The organism is Bartonella melophagi K-2C (genome assembly GCF_000278255.1).
Classification (GTDB): Bacteria; Pseudomonadota; Alphaproteobacteria; order Rhizobiales; family Rhizobiaceae; genus Bartonella; species Bartonella melophagi.
On the sequence record NZ_JH725087.1, the window covers coordinates 1 to 14,911 of the forward strand.

Consider the following 14,911-nt stretch of genomic DNA (forward strand, 5'->3'; position numbering starts at 1 on the left):
TATTCTGCACACAATAGTCACAATAATATCACAACGGCTTGCGGTATTGATCTGCGTATTTTAATTGCTCGCTATTGTGAGCTTCAACAAAAAGCAGATGATATATTGGAAGATTTAGAAAAGCGAAGAGAAGCTTTACGTTGTTTTAGGGGATTAGTAAGACAGATTAAGTTTTCTTGTGCATCTGAAATCACACCGTTTACGCATATGCTGTTTTCTAGAGTACAAAAAGTTATATGTATTATAGGACGGCCATCACAAGTTTCTTTTGAGAAACTAAAGAAAGCTATTCGGTTTTTCGAGTGGATTTTGCAACGTTTTTTTGATGTTAAAATGTCAAAAACAACATACACGTATGTCGCCGACGACATGCACATACATAATACAAACCCCTATCCTATTTGTAAAAGTAATACAAACACACAAAAAACAAATCACCCTTCAAAAAACAAACAAACAATAATGAATTCGGATAAATCCGAATACTCTAAAACAACTAACGCGACTTCCAGTCGCTATAAAAATAACAGTGAAAGAAACACACGCGAAACCCAACCAACACCCCATTCAAATGATAGCGTATTGCCTCAAATTAAGCCAGAGACTTTAATTAGTGCTATGCCTAATGTCTCTGAATTCCTTGATAACAAACCTAACTCAGTGGATGATTTAACCAGATCAACAGAGTTCTTAGCTAAAATGACTGGTATTTCTCCTAATGCCGTTAAACAAGCTAAAAAAACCATGGGATTCAAAAAAGCTGCACTTGCTATGGGCATTATTCTCGAAAAATACACTCGACAAATCATTCATTCACCAGGAGGATACCTGCGTGGCATGATTGATAAAGAAAAACAAGGAGAATTATATCTTGAACGTTCTATTTATGGGCTACTTAATTCAAATCAACAAACTGTATGGGAAAAATGAAAACGCAAAAAACATATTGGCCAACAAAAATGAGATTTTAAAAAGTTTGTCATGTAGCTCAATTGTGCTATATTCTGAAGTAGAATAGAAAGGAGCTTATTTTATGAATGTAACAACGAATTCAAAAGAGGTTGTACGTGCCCGAATAGACAAGGATTTAAAAAAAGAAGCTAGTACAATATTAGCAAATATGGGGCTTACTATTTCTGATTATGTACGAATTGCTTTAACTAAAGTTGTCAATGAACGGGGAGTACCATTTGATATGCATATACCTAATCAATTAACAATTGAAACTTTAAACAAAAGTGAGAAAGGGGAAGATTTATATATTGCGAAAGATATGGAAGATTTATTTAATGATTTGGGGATTTGATGTTCCAGATAGTTCGCTCAAATCAATTTAAACGCGATATTAAAATGGCTATTAAACGTGGTAAAGATTTAGAAAAAATTAAACGAGTTATGCTATTACTACAAAAAGGAAAGCCATTGCCTTTACATTACAAAGATCACCCACTCAAAGCAAATTGGCATGGTTTTCGGGACGTACATATAGAACCAGATTGGCTTTTAATTTACAAAATCAGTGACAACCAATTGCGATTTGAGCGTACAGGAACTCACTCAGATTTATTTAAATAATTATTTCTTTTTAATTATCATCATATTTATATAATTGGGGGTAAGGGACCGGCCCCTTTTCCAAAAACAAACCAATCTAACCGCTTCAAAACCATATTCCCATTCTTTTCCCAATTTGTTTCATAAAACCTCTCTCTCACTTGTGAGGTTGCAAATATAGCGAAACGTTTTGCTCTATTCTTAAAAAAACACGTTGGCCAACAAAAGTATTGGAAAATGTCAGAAAAAACGATCGTTTTTTCTAGGTTAAAATGATATATTTAATTGACGTTTTTTCTATAACAAAATATACTATTTTAAATGTAAATTGGTATTTTTATTGGTCATGACAAAATTTTATGCTTATTTACGCGTTTCTCGTGATGGGCAAGATACAGAAAACCAAAAACTTGGTTTGCTAGAGTATGCTAATAATCATGGGTTTGCTCCACTTCATATTGAAGAGGAAATTGCAAGTCGAGAAAAAGACTGGCGTAAACGTAAACTTGGTTATTTACTTGAAAAAGCTAAACGAGGTGATGTATTACTGACTCCTGAATTTTCTCGTATAGCTGGATCTTCTCTTGCTGTATTAGAAATTCTTAAAGCAGCTAGTGAACGTGGTTTAATTCTTCATATAACAAAACAACGTCTTATTATGGATGGAAGCCTGCAGAGCGATATCATAGCAACCGTATTAGGGATGGTTGCACAAATTGAACGGCATTTCATTCAAACACGTACAAAAGAAGCACTTCATGTTGCTCGCCAACGTGGTATAAAATTAGGGCGGCCAAAAGGTAGTACAACTACAAAATTAAAACTTGATAGCCGTATTGAAGAAGTTCAAGCATTTACCGATATTGGATTATCACAACGCCGTATTGCTAAAATTTTAGGAGTAAGCTTGGATACTGTACGGTTGTTTATTAAACGCAGAAACATTAAGCCTATAAAAATCAGACCAAACATAAACATGCCAAATTATAATATTTGAGATTATTTAAAAAGTAAGCTCAAGATAAATAAATTTTTTTTCAACTAAGACTATTTACTTGATTTATATCCATATAGGTATAAAAATATTTCATGGATAAAATATTGAAACGTATCATATGGCTTGGGTCATTACGCAGAGATGTAAAAAGTTTTCCCGATAATGTTCAACAACGAATTGGTTATGCTCTTTATCTAGCTCAAACAGGAAATAAAGGAGAAAATGTCAAAATTTTAAAAGGCTTTGGATCTGCAGACATGTTAGAGGTTATTGCGTACGATAAACAAGGAACTTATCGCGCTGTTTACACCGTGCAATATAAAAGTACTCTTTACATACTCCATTGCTTTCAAAAAAAATCAACTCATGGCATTGCAACATCTAAATTAGACATGGATCTTATCAAAGAATGTTTAAAATTAGCAGAACAACTAGAAAAGGAATAAAAATGACAGACATTTTTCATGGAAGTTGTAATATTTATGCAGATCTTGATTTTCCAGATGCTGAAGGAATGCTTATAAAAGCAAAACTTGCTAGAAAAATTAGTCAAATTCTTAAAGAAAGGGGTTTAACTCAAAAGCAAGCTTGTCAACTTTTGACCCTTTCTCAACCTAAATTATCTAATCTTCTAAATGGAGAATTTCGAGGGATTAGTGAAATGAAAATGCTTGAATGTTTAGCTGAATTGGGCAATGATATTAAAATTGTTATTAGCTCTGAAAAAGTGAACACGCTAAAAGGCCATGTTGACGTTGTTTTTGCTCCTTAATTAATTTTTTCAGAATTGTTGTAATAATCAATTAAAAACTGCAAAACATCACCAAGAGTTAAAAGATCTTGCCCAGGTGGCGTTAATTTTTCAGCGAGCATACGAAATTCTTCGTCAACATCAGGTCTGATTGAGAGAGTTATGCGGTTAGTTTTCAGACTGCGGCGTCTAGAACGGCCATCAATAGAGCCAGATTTAGTCAAAATAGGTTCTCTTAGATTTCCATAGGATGCATGACGCGTTGTAAAACCACTTTGTTGTGCAATTTTATCAATATCTTGTTTTTCACGTTTAGGAGCTTTTGTCATAGGCTTTAAATTATGTAGATCATTTAAGGCTGAAAATGTTGATTTGCGTTCTTTTATCATTTTATTATTCCTTCAAGTTTTAATGCTTCTACAATATCAGTAGCAACTTGCTCAGCATTCTTTATGGCAGATTCAGCGTTTGACACATCTTCTTTATTGAGTTGATAAAGAGTGCAACCAAATCCAAAAATAGAAGAAAAGGCAGCTTTATTCATTATTCCATGATTCAAAACAGGAAGCTTTGCTTCAGTCAGTTCTTTACGGATTTCTTTCTCTTCACGAGTTTGTATTACAGAACATTTTGAGAACATAATACGATAAGGAATATCACTTCTTCTCGCTCTTCCTTCACGAGCTATAAAAGCAATGACTTTTGCCGCTTCGCGACTATCAAGTTTTGTTCCGGCCATAGGAATAATAACCATATCAGAGCGACTAATAGCATATGATGCTGTTATATTTGCTGACCCTTCAAGATCAACAATAACAAAACTATTTGTATCCGCTGCTTCATCTATAACGTCTATAATAGTATTTTCATTAACCCCTCCTTGAACATCTATGTTATTTGGATAATGAGGACCAGCATTTTGCCACCATTCATCAGCAATAGGTTGATTGGGGTCAGTATCTATTATTTTCACTTTAGATCCATGATGAGCTAACACCTGAGAAAGAATAAGCGCTGATGTTGATTTTCCAACACCACCTTTTGTTGAACAAAATACAATTGTTGGCATGTATAAAAATCCTGACATATATAATATATATGTCAGACTTATATACGACATACACTTAACATATGTTTAACGTCTGTAAAATTTATACAACACATATGTATTATGTATGTTAAGCATATGTCGTACATATATTACACATACAATAAATTGTTTTCTGTCTCTACTTTTGGAATAATGTTTTAGTTATAATTAGAAATTAGCTCTAAAATTACCTTCTGCTTTATAGGTGTAAGAACTCTAAAACTTTTTAAAAGCAAGTATTCTTCTTTGCTCGATATGATTTCATCATGATGGCGCACGGCACTTTCTTTTGTTGTGGTATCAGGGTAAAAAAAGGAAATAGGAACATCAAATATATCAGCAATATTTTTCAACCGCCCAGCTCCTACACGATTTAATCCTTTTTCGTATTTTTGGATTTGTTGAAAGCTTATACCTAAATGATAAGCCAATGTTTTTTGAGACATTCCCAACATTCTTCTTCTATATCGGATTTTCTTGCCTACAAAAATATCATTATCAAGATTCTTTTGCACTTCTAGGTCACCCCCCCGCCGGTAGCGAGCGCCCTCGCATTAGTATTCCGGGAGTCAAAAATACTGAGCTCAAGTCAGCCTTTTTGCTTTTAGTGCTATAGCACCTGAACATCACAAAAACTCCCGGAATTCCGGGGACAGCATATAATAATGGGTTAATTTTTGTGCTTGAGCTGTAGAGATTTTTGAGTCCCTTTGATCGCTGCGTACACGACCAATACACCCTTTAAATCATAAAGTAGTTTCAGAAAAATGGCAATAAAAATAGTTTTTAATGAGAGGTTTTCCACCTCTCAAACTCACCGGAACCGCTCACCAAAATCATGAGATCGTTACCGCGTTTAGAGAAGGGACTAACAAACCTAGGTTCTTAAGGTCAAGGAAGGCCCCTACGGGGCGCTTAACAGCGTCCTTGACTTAGAACCTAAACGGTTTGTTTTGTCCTTCTTACGCGGCTCCGAAATCATGATATTAAAGGAGGAGCTTATAAGGGCACTTGAGTAGAGAAAATTGATAAAAATATAAGGTTTTTTTAAGCTATGTATTTGAAAAAATTAGAAAAAATGTCAAAAAAAGAGAATAAAATAATTGACAGTGAAAGATAGTTTTGTTATACAAATACTCAAGTGTTGAAAACACTGAACGTTAAGCGGATAGGTTACGAAACAATCTCTCTTCTGTCTTTTTAAACTGACTTTTCTTTGTACGTATTCCAACGTATAACGATTTTGTCGGGTGTAGCTATACCATACAAGACCCTTTTTGGGAAAAGTGTAGCAGCGGACTTAACGCCGTGTTTTCAGCGCCCGGCTTCCGTTAGGAGCGTCAATTGAAAACTTTAATACGTTGTTAAGGAAAATTCCAAATGAAAAAATATGAATTTACAAGTAACCCCCAAAAAATTGGTGTGCGTACACTTCATCGTATTCGTGCCTTAAGAGACTTTGGTGATGTTAAAGCTGGTGACATTGGTGGCTTTATAGAGACAGAGGACAATCTTTCTCACGATGGTGATTGTTGGGTTGGGGGTAATGCTCATGTGTCTGGAAATACTCGTGTTTATATTCGTGCAAAAGTTTATGGGAATGCTCGTGTTTCTCATAATGCATGGATTCATAATGATGCACATGTTTATGGGGATTCTGAGGTCTTCGGTTCAGCTCGTGTTAAACCAGGAGCAAAAGTTTATGGGAATGCAAAAGTTGCTGCTCATGCACAAATTTATGGTGAAGTTTATGAAAATGCTACGGTTGGTGGTCACTTTAAGATTTACGGTTCCGTTTATGGTCATGCAAAAGTCTCTGGTCATGGAGAGGTTTCGAGGAAAGCTTATGGCAATGCAAAAATCACAAGACTAAGCAGGTGGTATGTTCCAAAAAATTATGAGGTTTATGAAGGCGATAATATCGTCAAGATTGATGCAGCAGCGTAAATAAGAGGCGTGAGGGGCGCTTGCTTTTAAACAGCAAAAAAAGAAGCCGCTTCATTGATGTGATGCGGCTTAATTATTGTTTAATACTTTACAGGCTGTAAGATTTTTAAAGTACTGTTCTTTTATGAGCAACATCAACGTGATAGATAATATATAAGAAAAACACGTTATGCGAATGATATTTCTAAGAGTGTTACTAATGTCAAAAACTAAAGCATGATCGATAAAAACAAACATCTCCCCAAATGCACTTACTGATAGTATAAGAGCGAGGATAAATTCTTTAATGTTTATTCTCTCTTTGTTAATTTTGCTTATATTTATTACTATCATTAATGAACGATTATTTTTATGCGTATAATCAACGGGATTGTATATTACGATTTCGTAACAAACGAACTAAAAGAAAATCGTAGAAAGATACTGTAATAAAAGGAACAAATCCTATGAAAAATGACAGGATTATAAGGTGAATAAGTGGCGCGTCAAAACCATCTTCTGCTATAAATCCTATAAAAAGACCTGTCATTACTCCTAAGGAAGATAAGATCGTCAAAATTTTTCTTATAACATATAGTGGATTACGAAACCATAAAAGAAAAAGTATAAGAAGCCTTTTTAGCATTGCAAATATATTAGAACTGACAGCATTTATAATGCTTTTCTTTTTATTTAAATGAATTTCATTATTATTGATAAAATTCATGTTCATTTTCCCCTGTGTTATTAATGAAATATACTTTATAATTTTAAAAGAGAGCTAATACAAAAAATGATGAATTATAATAGCAAAGAAACATAAGATATTTGCGAACAAACTAGCACCAATGAATAGTGTGTAGAGTTTTATTTCTTTGGTAAAATTTGTTATAGTTTTATTTATGTTGGATTCGATGGCAGATATTTCGAGTGCTGTATTTTTATAGGTTTGCATTTGTTGAGAGACAGAATTCAAATTTTTACTGATTTCTTCATTGATTTCTGTTTTTATGTATGTAGTAGCTTCAGTTATTAATTTCCCGGCTGTTTTTTTCTCCTCTTCTATCATAGCGTGACGAGCAGTTATAATATTTTGAACCATCAAATTTTGCTGTTCATGAAGTGTTTTTAAAGCCGACTCTAACATGATATCAGATAAAAAAACGGTCATAAGAATTGGATCATTCGGGGGGATAAGTTGATTAAATTCTTTAGTTATTCTTTAACGAATAGCATTGAGATCAGTTGGCATTTTATATCCCCGGAATGACAGATAGTTGCTCAAATAATATATCTTTTACACGTGCTAAGCGACTTTTAGCCATGATACTAAATTCGTTTGAATTAGTAATTTCATGAAAAGTTAGTTTTTTATCAAGCATTGCTTTGATATCCTCACCAAAGGTGCTAGATGTTTGCTGTGGAATTGTAACGATAGCGGAAATTCTATCTTTTGTTTCTTGAAAGACTTTCATTTCTTCAAAGTTTTTCTCATTAGCAACAACAGGACCAAAAAATTCATTTTTCCAAACGACAATATTTGCTGTCGTTGGAATTTGTGTGCAGATAGAAAATAATCCAGAAAGAGTATCTCCTAATGCTTGACCACCAGTAATAGGTATATGAATAATTACGTTCTTTTGAGAGGCGGCTAAGAGATCAAAAGCTTCATTTTCTTTCAAGTAATAAGCTAATGGCAAAAATGTTGTTGCTCCATTATCAATAACATATTGACAGTCGGAATTCAGCAGTTCTTCCATTAAAGCATCAAAATTGCGAGGAATAATAACGCTTTGTTCAAGAAGCTTTAAATGCTTCACATTAAATTTTTTATAACTGGCAAAAGTTTGATTAACCGGATCTGTATCAATTCCTTTAACGTCTACTTTATTTTCTAATAAATATTGCATTATGAGACTAGCTACAAAAGATTTACCAACACCACCTTTTCCTTGCAGAGTCATGTGAACATTTATCATATCATATCCTCTAATTTTTTATTTGTATCGTGCTTAAAATCACTTGATATTGGTTTTGTTTTGCTAGGATTAATAGAAGTAGGTTGTTTAACCTGAATTGTTGTGGGTGAAGGTTCAGTATTAGACTCTTTTTTAAAGTATTTTCGAGTGTAGAATGCCAAGGCATGGTAAGAAATATTCAAAGTTGGATTTTTCTTTAAAATTTCCTTTAAAGTATATCCCTCTTCAATAAGATTTCGAATTAAATTTTTGTTGGCTAGGAAAACAACACGCATTTTTCCCCATTCTTTTTTTGGTTTCATTCTTTTTACAAATCCTTGCAAATCTTTCAAAATATTTATAAAACTATCTAAATCTTTCTAAAAAGTCAATATTTTGTTTTATTTAAAATTATTTTTCGAAAGATTTCGAAAAATTTTTTTTCAAAAAAATGAAAAACAAGATGTGTAATGTAGCGCTACGCAAGCTAACATTACATCACTTATTCGCATAAATGCTCAACGTATCTTGCTCTACGAGGTCGGATTGCTTCCGCAATTTAAAAGGAAGGAAAAATGGCAAAACCGAGAAGATTTAGATTAAGTGTTTGGTGCACTTTGAATGAAAAAGAAACGATAGAAAACAATGCAAAACAAACGGGTTTGTCTATCTCTACTTATTTGCGCACTGTCGGACACCTTAAACCAGTAAAAGCTGAAATTGATTATGAAGCAGTCAAAGATCTTACAAAGTTACAAGGCGATTTAGGACGGGTAGCTGGTTTGTTGAAATTGTGGTTAGTTACAAATAATGGGAAAGGGAGTGCACCAAGCGATATCAATAAAATGATGAGTGAATTTCGTAAACTTCAAAGACAAATTTTTGAAAAAATATCTACCTTATGATTGCAAAACGTATTGAAAGAAAAAAAGCGACATCAAGTATGGCGGGTTTAGCCCGTTATATTATGAATTTAGATGGTGGAATTTCTCCTAGAGATTGGAAGCTCACTTGTGACTACATTATTGATAATGATGAACAAAAAAGTGAAAAAGTAGCAGCAATCAGAGTAACAAATTGTCATACAGATGATCCGGTGATGGCAACAGAGTTTATTTTAAAAACTCAAAACCAAAATAAAAAATCAAAAACAGATAAAACGTATCATTTAGTTTTGTCTTTTCCTATAGGAGAAACGCCAGAGAAAAAAACACTCCATGAAATTGAAGATAAGTTTTGTGCTGCATTAGGTTACGATACTCATCAACGAATTTCTGCTATTCATCAAGATACAGACAATTTACATATCCATATTGCTATCAACAAAATCAATCCCGATAACTTTCGTAACTACGAACCTTTCTTTGACAAACGTACATTGATGAAAACATGCCGTCAAATTGAACAAGAATATGGATTAACCAAGACACCTCACGGATTTGACCATAAAGCAGAACAATATCCCGAACATGAGATCAGCAATTCCGATAATATAAAGCAATCTCGAACCAAAGACTTTGAATATAAAACAGGAATAGAGTCTCTCTCAACCTATGTTGGAAAAAGAATTAAAGAATTTGATTACACAGATTGGCCATCTCTTCATAAAAGTTTGGCAGATCACGGTTTGGTTATAAAAAAGCGAGGAAGTGGATTGGTGATAGGAGCAACCAACCTTGATTTGTGGGTAAAAGCAAGCAGCTGCGATAGAAGCCTTTCTTTGTTTGCTCTTGAGAAGAAACTAGGTTCCTATCAGGATATAAAGCCAAACAGACAAAAACAGTATAAGCCAATACCCATTGGAAAAAATAATCAGGCTAAGGCGCTTTTATATTCTCAATACAAAGAACAAAAGAAAATAAGTGATTTAGAACGACAAAAAAGATATCAAACTTTATATAAGCAAAAAACGCTTTTTTATCGACAACTTTCTATTTGGTATAAACAACAATCCTCATCGTTGAAATTAATTCCTAAGAATTTACGAGTTGCCGTTAGAAATACGTTGAAATTACAAAAAGCTTATCGTCAACAAGAATTAAAAGAAAAGCAAGCAATAGTTAAAAAGAAATTATCCGAAGCTAAATTTCCCACTTGGCGTGATTGGCTTTATCAACAAGCAAATATTGGTAATGAAGATGCCATAGATGTTTTGCATTCAATGAATGAACGCCGTATGGTTTTATCTAACAATCTGTTAACTGCAAAAACGGCTCAAAAGACAGGTGAGTTTTTACGCAAAAGCTTAAATAGTTATCTTATTAAAAATGGAAATATGTTGTACAAAAGCGTTGATGGAGGCGTCATTATTGATGCTGGTGAAACAATTCATGCACAAAAATTTACAACAGGATCTGCCTACATTGCATTAAGTCTTGCCGTTATTGGTCTAGATCGGTCGATAAGTGTGGGCGGCATTTGCCCACTAATATAACAGCTTTCGATAAAGGGTATTCATTATTTACTTTATGTCATGCTGCTAATGGTCGCCATTATGATATTGGAGAGAACGATAGTGATATGGGGGCTTTAATGCCCCTTGCAGATATTGATATGGAAGCCGATAATCTTTGGGCACAGGAATGGATTTCTATTTGTTACGAACTTCAAGTGGAAAAAGCTCTAACTCCTAAGCAAAAAATGGAAATTCATCGTGCAATGCAGCAGATGAAAAATTCGCCCAGAAATATGCGTACCCTAACCAATTTTGTCTCAACAGTTCAAGATCAAGAAATTCGTCATGCACTTAATCATTATACACTTTCTGGTGGTATGGGGCATTTACTTGATGGTGAAGAACCACTTGATGAAAATAACGATTTTGTTGTTTATGAAATTGATGAACTTATGAAATTAGGAGATAAAAACGGCTTGCCGGTTTTACTATATTTGTTTAGGCGGTTTGAAAGAAGCTTAAAAGGTCAGCCGTCTATTCTTTCTCTTGATGAAGCGTGGGTTATGTTGGGGCATCCTGTTTTTCGTGAGAAAATACGTGAATGGTTAAAAGAACTACGTAAAAAGAATTGTCTTGTTATCATGGCCACACAAAGTCTATCGGATGCAGTGCGTTCTGGTATCCTTGATGTTTTACTCGAACAGTGCCCGACAAAAATCTTGCTTCCCAATGAAGAGGCAGAAACCAGAGGCGCTGAAGGAGCACCGGGTGCTATCGATCTGTATAGAATGATTGGTTTAAATGATAAAGAAATTAAAATTATCAAAACAGCAAAAAAGAAATGGCAATATTATTATAAATCTGTTCTTGGCCGTCGCCTTTTTGAATTAGGATTAGGTGATCTTGCTCTTTCCTTTGTTGCGGTTTCAAGTAAGGAAGATCTTGCTAAAGTGAAAAAACTTATTGCAGAAGATGCGCAAGAATGGCCTTTAAAATGGCTTCAAATGAGGGGTGTTGATTATGTTAAGTATCTTGAAAAAAACTTAAATTTCTTTCTGTTGTGAGTGTTTTATGTCTCACACATCTTGTTTTCCTAGTTTATCCTGTGAATGTCTTCGGTTTTATTTGCGTTAATTGCGCGACAGTTTGGAACCAAATGAATCAATATCTTGAAGCAGTTAATACACAAATTAACACAGCAAAGCAGTTGGAATCGCAACTTAAACAATATCAAGATATGATAAAACAAGGTCTTTCCTATTCAAGTCCACAGTTTGATGGTTTGCAAAGCACTTTGCAACAACTAAAAAAAGTCTATCAAGATAGTCAGAGTATTTCTTATAGTATGAGTGATTTGAATAGCCGCTTTGAAAAAATGTATCCCGGCTATGAATCCTACTTAAAAAATGCTGGAAAAACGAATCCAGCTCAAGATTATAAGAAATGGGCAGATAGTGGTCTTTCCAATTCTCGCATTGCCATTGAAGCAGCGGGTATCAACACAGGTATGTTTGATAATGAAGATAAGATGATGCAAAGACTCATCGATCGTTCAGCAAGTGCAGAAGGGCGGATGCAAGCTATTCAAGCCGGCAATGAAATTGCTGCTCAACAAGTTAAGCAACTGCAATTGCTTCGAGAGTTGGTTGCTAATAATACCACCTTGCAAGCAAATTACACAGCAAACGAAATTGAACGCAGAGCAAAAGACGAAGCAGATTTGGAAAAGTTTTTTTCAGAACAGCCTGTTTCGACAAGACCCGGGGTTGGATTTTGAAGAAGTTTATAAAATAACAAAGATAAGAATATGGAAAACTTGCGCATAATAAAAAATATAAAACTTTTTTTTGCTTGTCAGTATTTATTATATTTTTTTTATGGGTATCGCTTTTTCTGCACCTTTAGATAGTACTGAATCATTTGTTGGTTTATTGGAATTGATACAAAAACAATCTGCACAATGGTATCCGAAATTACATGAGTATGGTTTTCGTCTCTTTTGGTTATTAGCAACTATTCAGTTTGTTTAGACTTTTATCCCTCTTTTGTTTAGGCAAGCCGATATTGCAGATTTTGTGGGAGAATTTATCAGAATTATTCTTGTTGTTGGTTTTTTTGCTGCTCTTTTAGAATATTCTCAAGAATGGGCTACAGCAATTATTGATAGTTTTCGAGAAGCAGGTGCTCATGCAAGTGGGAGAAGTAAGCCTCTCTTCCCCGGAGATCTTTTTGAAGAGGCTGTTAGTCTTGCTGATGTTGTGTTAAATGCTAGAAGCTGGGGTTTATTCACGGCTGTTACAAAAAGCCTGGCTGCTATGATCGTTCTTTTATGTTTTGCTTTTATTGCTGCTTTTATGGCGTTTACGCTTGTTGAATCATATATTATAATTAATGCGTCTGTCATATTTATGGGGTTTGGAGCTTCTCAATGGACGCGAGAACTTACTATAACAGCGTTCCGTTATTCCCTCTCTGTTGGTGCAAAATTATTTGTACTTACACTTATAGTGACTTTAATTACCGATTCTGCAGTAACATGGCGAAAAGCCTATGATGGTGCATCCGCATCAATGTGGACATTAATAGGGCTTTCATTTGTGTGTGCATATTTAGCAAAAACTATTCCAGACACTATTGCAGGTTTAATTTCTGGAACAAGTAGTGGTGGCGGCGGATCTATCGGATCAATGGCGAGTGCAAGTGTAGGTGCAGCTGTTGCACTTGGTGCTGCAGCTGCGACTGGTGGAGCATCAACTGGTGTCACGGGAACTATGGGAGCTGCAGGAGGAGCGGGTGGTGGTATGGGTAGTGCCATGGGGGGTATGGGAGCTGCAGGAGGAGCAGGTGGCGGAATGGGTAGTGCCATGGAAGGCATGAGAAGCAATAATATCAATGCTTCTCGAATGACAGGAAATCCTTTTAAAGGAGGAAATAAACCTCAATATTATAGTGAAAATCCACGTACAGCAGGAGGGGTATCTCCCTCGACAAGAACTAATCAGGCCAAACCTCAATCCACAGGAGGTACTTCTAAAGGTGAGGCAGTTAATATTGGTTTGAAAACTGTTGGAACTTTAGCTGCCATTTCTGTTCCCGGGATGGAAGATGCAACCAATCTTAATTTAAATACACCACCACCTTCTCTGGAAGATACTCTTCTGCAAGACGCTCATGAGTATTATAATTCTCAATCTAATGAGACAGAAGTGGTCGATAATACTGCAAACACTATTTCAGCTGGACCAGGTAAGAAAGATGAATAAATGATAAAAGATTTTTTAATTTTTGTGCTTCTATCTTTTACAGCTGCATTTTTGTTTTATAGAATAGGGAGAGTTTTAAGAAAGACACGTTTCTCGATTTATTTGGATGAATTAGAGAAACACTGGCCTGATGTATCATTAGGTACTTTCTTTTTGATATTATGGCGAAAGTTCTTGAAATTCATATTTACAAAAAAAAAGAGACGCTAATCTCTTTCTTTTTTATTTAACCCCTTTTTTAAAATCCAACTCCGCGCCTTGTTGAAATAGGTTTATCTAGTTCTTGTTTTGCTTTTAGTGCGTTTTGACAATTTTGAGATGACTGGTCAGCTTTATTGTAAACGAAACATTTCATTCCCCATTTATCTCTTAATTCATCATTTTTTTTAAATTCTTCTACGGTATATGTTTTTTCACAACCAGTGACAATTAATCCCGTGGTTAATACTGCTATGCACGATAAAAGGATTTTTTTCATTTTTCCCCTCTTTTTATAGTTTACTGATTTTCCCTCTAAGATGAGGAGTAATTTTATATTATATATGCTTTGTACAGCAAATATTTATTGGTGCTAACTTTAAGTTAAAGTTTAAATTTAAACAATAAAAACATTTAACCAATAAGATTTATCCTCAATTATTAGTTATGTTTGTACTAATCTACGCAGAAAAATAAGTAATAAAAATATAGAAAGGTAACTATTAAATCGTGCCATTTGCAACGATGACTTTTTTATACTTTAAAATACTCAAAAAAGAAAAACCCAACTGCATAAACAGAAGGGCTTTTCAGGGGGAAAGACATGAAGAAAAAATAGTTTACTTAATAATTAGAAATTAAACCAATCATAATGAACTTCTATAAAACAAAAAATAAGCTACTTCACTATAATATGTTTTACAAGAGGACTTCCTCACTTTTCCCCTCTTTAATTACAAAAAAACAATGAAGTATGATTATTATTTATTTGTAAAATC

19 protein-coding genes are annotated in these 14,911 nt (G+C 34.3%); 12 read left to right on the plus strand and 7 right to left on the minus strand.

Annotated elements, in window-relative coordinates; all coding sequences use genetic code 11:
* The 6 genes from repC to ME3_RS06430 all read left to right on the plus strand — a co-directional run.
* Window positions 1-930 (plus strand): replication initiation protein RepC (gene repC / locus ME3_RS06405; protein ID WP_007478096.1); only part of this gene is annotated, 930 nt, incomplete at its 5' end.
* Between the two features lie 103 nt (window positions 931-1,033).
* A complete protein-coding gene (locus ME3_RS06410) occupies window positions 1,034-1,306 on the plus strand; it encodes a type II toxin-antitoxin system RelB/DinJ family antitoxin (RefSeq protein WP_007478097.1) in 273 nt (90 codons plus the stop codon).
* The gene (locus tag ME3_RS06415; RefSeq protein WP_007478098.1) at window positions 1,306-1,575 is read left to right on the plus strand and encodes a type II toxin-antitoxin system YafQ family toxin; all 270 of its coding nucleotides are present in this window, start codon (window positions 1,306-1,308) and stop codon (window positions 1,573-1,575) included. The genes ME3_RS06410 and ME3_RS06415 overlap by 1 nt, the downstream gene beginning before the upstream one ends.
* Before the next feature lie 325 nt (window positions 1,576-1,900).
* Window positions 1,901-2,551: a recombinase family protein gene (locus tag ME3_RS06420; RefSeq protein ID WP_007478099.1), complete on the plus strand. Its 651-nt coding sequence runs from the start codon at window positions 1,901-1,903 to the stop codon at window positions 2,549-2,551.
* Between the two features lie 104 nt (window positions 2,552-2,655).
* Window positions 2,656-2,997, plus strand: a complete 342-nt coding sequence (locus ME3_RS06425) for a type II toxin-antitoxin system RelE/ParE family toxin (RefSeq protein WP_245256349.1) — start codon at window positions 2,656-2,658, stop codon at window positions 2,995-2,997.
* The gene (locus tag ME3_RS06430; protein WP_245256350.1) at window positions 2,961-3,323 is read left to right on the plus strand and encodes a helix-turn-helix domain-containing protein; all 363 of its coding nucleotides are present in this window, start codon (window positions 2,961-2,963) and stop codon (window positions 3,321-3,323) included. The genes ME3_RS06425 and ME3_RS06430 overlap by 37 nt, the downstream gene beginning before the upstream one ends.
* Here ME3_RS06430 and ME3_RS06435 read toward each other — a convergent pair.
* From ME3_RS06435 to ME3_RS06445, 3 genes are all read right to left on the minus strand, one after another.
* Window positions 3,320-3,691: a hypothetical protein gene (locus ME3_RS06435; protein ID WP_007478102.1), complete on the minus strand. Its 372-nt coding sequence runs from the start codon at window positions 3,689-3,691 to the stop codon at window positions 3,320-3,322. The genes ME3_RS06430 and ME3_RS06435 overlap by 4 nt on opposite strands.
* Entirely contained in the window at window positions 3,688-4,371 is a 684-nt protein-coding gene (locus ME3_RS06440; RefSeq protein WP_007478103.1) for a ParA family protein, read from the minus strand. The genes ME3_RS06435 and ME3_RS06440 overlap by 4 nt, the downstream gene beginning before the upstream one ends.
* A gap of 179 nt (window positions 4,372-4,550) precedes the next feature.
* Window positions 4,551-4,847: a helix-turn-helix domain-containing protein gene (locus tag ME3_RS06445; protein ID WP_198002721.1), complete on the minus strand. Its 297-nt coding sequence runs from the start codon at window positions 4,845-4,847 to the stop codon at window positions 4,551-4,553.
* Window positions 4,848-5,772: 925 nt separating this feature from the next.
* Between ME3_RS06445 and ME3_RS06450 the strand changes: the two genes are divergently transcribed.
* Window positions 5,773-6,339, plus strand: a complete 567-nt coding sequence (locus tag ME3_RS06450; RefSeq protein ID WP_007478105.1) for an LbetaH domain-containing protein — start codon at window positions 5,773-5,775, stop codon at window positions 6,337-6,339.
* Between the two features lie 760 nt (window positions 6,340-7,099).
* Here ME3_RS06450 and ME3_RS06460 read toward each other — a convergent pair.
* The 3 genes from ME3_RS06460 to ME3_RS06470 all read right to left on the minus strand — a co-directional run bounded on the left by ME3_RS06460 (window position 7,100) and on the right by ME3_RS06470 (window position 8,599).
* Complete coding sequence (locus tag ME3_RS06460) at window positions 7,100-7,489, minus strand: hypothetical protein (protein WP_007478107.1); 390 nt, start codon at window positions 7,487-7,489, stop codon at window positions 7,100-7,102.
* 82 nt (window positions 7,490-7,571) lie between these two features.
* Complete coding sequence (locus tag ME3_RS06465) at window positions 7,572-8,297, minus strand: nucleotide-binding protein (RefSeq protein WP_007478108.1); 726 nt, start codon at window positions 8,295-8,297, stop codon at window positions 7,572-7,574.
* Window positions 8,294-8,599 (minus strand): hypothetical protein, encoded by a 306-nt coding sequence (locus tag ME3_RS06470; protein ID WP_007478109.1) that lies wholly within the window; start codon window positions 8,597-8,599, stop codon window positions 8,294-8,296. Before ME3_RS06470 ends, ME3_RS06465 begins: the two co-directional genes overlap by 4 nt.
* 252 nt (window positions 8,600-8,851) lie before the next feature.
* Between ME3_RS06470 and ME3_RS06475 the strand changes: the two genes are divergently transcribed.
* The 5 genes from ME3_RS06475 to trbL all read left to right on the plus strand — a co-directional run bounded on the left by ME3_RS06475 (window position 8,852) and on the right by trbL (window position 13,934).
* Window positions 8,852-9,181, plus strand: coding sequence for a plasmid mobilization protein (locus tag ME3_RS06475; protein WP_007478110.1), 330 nt, complete (start codon window positions 8,852-8,854; stop codon window positions 9,179-9,181).
* Window positions 9,182-9,219: 38 nt separating this feature from the next.
* Window positions 9,220-10,710, plus strand: coding sequence for a TraI/MobA(P) family conjugative relaxase (gene traI / locus ME3_RS06480; protein ID WP_245256351.1), 1,491 nt, complete (start codon window positions 9,220-9,222; stop codon window positions 10,708-10,710).
* Complete coding sequence (locus ME3_RS06485; RefSeq protein ID WP_007478112.1) at window positions 10,695-11,735, plus strand: TraG/VirB4 family ATPase; 1,041 nt, start codon at window positions 10,695-10,697, stop codon at window positions 11,733-11,735. Before traI ends, ME3_RS06485 begins: the two co-directional genes overlap by 16 nt.
* A 41-nt stretch (window positions 11,736-11,776) precedes the next feature.
* Entirely contained in the window at window positions 11,777-12,448 is a 672-nt protein-coding gene (trbJ, locus tag ME3_RS06490) for a P-type conjugative transfer protein TrbJ (RefSeq protein ID WP_425338860.1), read from the plus strand.
* Window positions 12,449-12,746: 298 nt separating this feature from the next.
* On the plus strand, window positions 12,747-13,934 hold the full coding sequence (gene trbL / locus ME3_RS06500; RefSeq protein ID WP_245256352.1) for a P-type conjugative transfer protein TrbL: 1,188 nt from the start codon (window positions 12,747-12,749) through the stop codon (window positions 13,932-13,934).
* Window positions 13,935-14,172: 238 nt separating this feature from the next.
* Here trbL and ME3_RS06510 read toward each other — a convergent pair whose 3' ends face one another.
* Complete coding sequence (locus tag ME3_RS06510) at window positions 14,173-14,412, minus strand: EexN family lipoprotein (RefSeq protein WP_007478117.1); 240 nt, start codon at window positions 14,410-14,412, stop codon at window positions 14,173-14,175.
* Between the last annotated feature and the right edge of the window lie 499 nt (window positions 14,413-14,911).

Coding starts and splice junctions, on each gene's coding strand:
- ME3_RS06410 (WP_007478097.1), top strand. CDS start 1,034: ATGAATGTAACAACGAATTCAAAAGAGGTTGTACGTGCCCGAATAGAC.
- ME3_RS06415 (WP_007478098.1), top strand. CDS start 1,306: ATGTTCCAGATAGTTCGCTCAAATCAATTTAAACGCGATATTAAAATG.
- ME3_RS06420 (WP_007478099.1), top strand. CDS start 1,901: ATGACAAAATTTTATGCTTATTTACGCGTTTCTCGTGATGGGCAAGAT.
- ME3_RS06430 (WP_245256350.1), top strand. CDS start 2,961: ATGTTTAAAATTAGCAGAACAACTAGAAAAGGAATAAAAATGACAGAC.
- ME3_RS06435 (WP_007478102.1), bottom strand. CDS start 3,691: ATGATAAAAGAACGCAAATCAACATTTTCAGCCTTAAATGATCTACAT.
- ME3_RS06440 (WP_007478103.1), bottom strand. CDS start 4,371: ATGCCAACAATTGTATTTTGTTCAACAAAAGGTGGTGTTGGAAAATCA.
- ME3_RS06445 (WP_198002721.1), bottom strand. CDS start 4,847: ATGTTGGGAATGTCTCAAAAAACATTGGCTTATCATTTAGGTATAAGC.
- ME3_RS06450 (WP_007478105.1), top strand. CDS start 5,773: ATGAAAAAATATGAATTTACAAGTAACCCCCAAAAAATTGGTGTGCGT.
- ME3_RS06460 (WP_007478107.1), bottom strand. CDS start 7,489: ATGACCGTTTTTTTATCTGATATCATGTTAGAGTCGGCTTTAAAAACA.
- ME3_RS06465 (WP_007478108.1), bottom strand. CDS start 8,297: ATGATAAATGTTCACATGACTCTGCAAGGAAAAGGTGGTGTTGGTAAA.
- ME3_RS06470 (WP_007478109.1), bottom strand. CDS start 8,599: ATGAAACCAAAAAAAGAATGGGGAAAAATGCGTGTTGTTTTCCTAGCC.
- ME3_RS06475 (WP_007478110.1), top strand. CDS start 8,852: ATGGCAAAACCGAGAAGATTTAGATTAAGTGTTTGGTGCACTTTGAAT.
- traI (WP_245256351.1), top strand. CDS start 9,220: ATGGCGGGTTTAGCCCGTTATATTATGAATTTAGATGGTGGAATTTCT.
- ME3_RS06510 (WP_007478117.1), bottom strand. CDS start 14,412: ATGAAAAAAATCCTTTTATCGTGCATAGCAGTATTAACCACGGGATTA.